General features: G+C 67.7%; 4 protein-coding genes. All 4 read left to right on the top strand.

The window, feature by feature from the left end; all coding sequences use genetic code 11:
- Positions 1–432, top strand: a 432-nt coding sequence (locus MUO23_07300) for a YbhB/YbcL family Raf kinase inhibitor-like protein (protein ID MCJ7512762.1), incomplete at its 5' end; no start/stop codon positions are given.
- A gap of 179 nt (positions 433–611) precedes the next feature.
- Positions 612–1,169, top strand: coding sequence for a sigma-70 family RNA polymerase sigma factor (locus MUO23_07295; GenBank protein MCJ7512761.1), 558 nt, complete (start codon positions 612–614; stop codon positions 1,167–1,169).
- Positions 1,159–1,752 carry a zf-HC2 domain-containing protein gene (locus MUO23_07290; GenBank protein MCJ7512760.1) on the top strand — a complete coding sequence of 198 codons (594 nt, stop codon included), beginning with the start codon at positions 1,159–1,161 and terminating at the stop codon, positions 1,750–1,752. The genes MUO23_07295 and MUO23_07290 overlap by 11 nt, the downstream gene beginning before the upstream one ends.
- Before the next feature lie 84 nt (positions 1,753–1,836).
- A partial coding sequence (locus MUO23_07285; protein MCJ7512759.1) for a hypothetical protein occupies positions 1,837–2,282 on the top strand: 446 nt, incomplete at its 3' end.

The following is a 2,282-nucleotide window of genomic DNA, read 5'->3' as shown; positions in this document are numbered from 1 at the left end:
GCCTACGAGTCGGACGAGGAGATCCCCGTGGTGCACACCTGTGACGGGGACGATACGTCACCAGCCCTGATCTGGGAATCCCTGCCAGAGGGAGCAGCCAGCCTGGCGCTGGTGTTCGATGACCCCGACGCCGGCGGCTGGGTTCACTGGATCGCCTACGATCTTTCTCCCGGCCTGGACAGCCTGCCCGCCGGCCTTGGATCTGAAGTAGAACTGCCCGGCGGCGGGCAGCAGGGCGCCAACACCTGGGGCGAACTGGGCTACGGTGGCCCGTGCCCGCCGAGCGGGAGGCATCGCTATGTGTTCACCCTGTATGCCCTTGACTCGGACCTCGGCCTCGCTGCCGGCGCCTCGGCGGTGGAGGTCTTGGCTGCCGCCGAAGGGCACGTCCTGGCCGCAGCCGAACTGGCAGGCACCTATCAACGGCCTTGAGACCGGATTCTGGTTCGCGCTTGGTGGGGCGCCAGGTTCAGCGGCTGGGGGAGGCCGCCTCCAGCGGGTGGAGTGCGGCGAAGGTTGCCGCGTCAAAGCCCGAGGCAGGGGAGCAGCTGGCTCTCCCCAGGGTGCCGCAACCTTCTGTGCCCTCCGACGGTACATCCCAATAGAGCGCCATGGCCGACGCCTCAGAGCATGAACTGGTTCACCTGACCCGCGGCGGGGATCTGGGGGCCTACGGTGACCTCGTCCGTCGACACCAGAACGGGGTGTTCAGCGCCTGCTATCGGATCCTGGGCAACCGGGAGGAAGCGGAAGACGTGGCTCAAGAAGCTTTCCTGCGCGGGTTCCAGCGTCTGCACCAGTACGATCCCGACCGCCCGTTTGGTCCGTGGATCCGCCGGGTAGGGGCGAATCTGGCGCTCAATCGCCTGGCGCACAATCTGGCCGCCCACCCACCCGCGGTCGAGCTGGACGATGAGATCGACTGGCCGGAGCAGGAGGAGCCCGATCCGGCGCATGCTGCCGCTGAGCAGGCAGAGGAGCGGCAGCGGCTGCAGCAGGCGCTGCTGGAGCTGCCGGCGCACTACCGGGTGGCGATTGAACTGCGCCACTTCCAGGAGATGAGCTATCAGGAGATCGCCGTCGCTTTGCGGATTCCGCTGAGCGATGTCAAGAGTCACCTGTTCCGCGCCCGCCGGGCGCTGGCAAGGAGTCTGCGTGATGGCCCATGATTCACATGCCACGCATCCAGCGGAAGCCGGGTTGCACGCGTTCCTCGACGGCGAGCTAGGCCCGGATGAGCTTCGCCTGCTGGAGCGACACCTGGCGTCGTGCCCGGCATGCGCTCGTCGCCTGGCGAGGGCGCAGGATCTGTTCGCCCGGATTGAGGCCCTGCCCGATCAGGCTGTGGCTCACGATCTATCGCGCCCGGTTGTCCGATCCTTGCGAGGCAGGCCCAGGCCGCTGCCGGTGCTGGGGCTTCTCGGGCTGCAATCCCTGGCGGCGGTGGGGTTGCTTTGGGTAGCCGGTGAGCGGGCGCTGCGCATGCTGGCCCCGCTGGCGCGTATAGACCTTCCCGGCACCGTCGCGGCCGGCTGGGTCTCTTTCGTTGGAGCGCTGGCTACGTTGCGGCCGCCGGCAAGCGGACTGCAGTTTGGGTTGGCGCCGTGGCTTCGGGAAATCCGTCCCGGGCTTCTCGACCTCGGGGTCCCGGTCAACTGGGCCCTGTGGGGGCTGCTGGCACTCGTCACCTGGCTGCTTGTCAACAGCCTGGTTCTACGTGCGGAGCGGGAGCGCCCGGGCAATGGCAGGTGACTTCCCGCGGAAACCTGAGCGATCACACCTCACCTGGCGCGGAATTCCGTATGAGCGGTGCCTGCGCCCATCGAAGGAGATACCATGAACGAACCCTGGGCTTTGTTGGCGCTCGTCCTGGTGTGCTCGGCCTGCGTGGTGGCCCTTCTGGTTGTGCTCCACGGGCTGTTCCCACAGCACATCCAGCGTTCAAGCCGCACGGCAGCGGACTCTGCCGGGCGCTCATTCCTGATCGGAGCGGTGAACGTCCTGTTCTTTGGCGCCCTGGCGCTGGCGCTGCTGAGCGGCGGCGTTCCCTTCGTTCAAGCCCTCGGGCTGGTGGCTGCCGGCCTGGTGGTGGTCGGGATCGCGATCGGCCTGGGCGGGATGGTGCATCTCGCCGGGGAGCGGATCTTGCCATCGGCGCCCCCGCTGCGCCGGACGGTATGGGCAGCGGTCATCCTGGTCGCAGCCTGCCTTACACCCTACATCGGTTGGTTCCTGCTGCTGCCCTACCTGGCGTTTCGCGGGGTCGGCGGATGGATTCTGGG

The sequence above is a fragment of the Anaerolineales bacterium genome, from assembly GCA_022866145.1.
GTDB lineage: Bacteria > Chloroflexota > Anaerolineae > Anaerolineales > E44-bin32 > PFL42.
The sequence above is the reverse complement of the archived record's forward strand: the minus strand, read 5'-3'. Positions and strand labels throughout refer to the sequence as shown.

Coding starts and splice junctions, on each gene's coding strand:
- MUO23_07295 (MCJ7512761.1), top strand. CDS start 612: ATGGCCGACGCCTCAGAGCATGAACTGGTTCACCTGACCCGCGGCGGG.
- MUO23_07290 (MCJ7512760.1), top strand. CDS start 1,159: ATGGCCCATGATTCACATGCCACGCATCCAGCGGAAGCCGGGTTGCAC.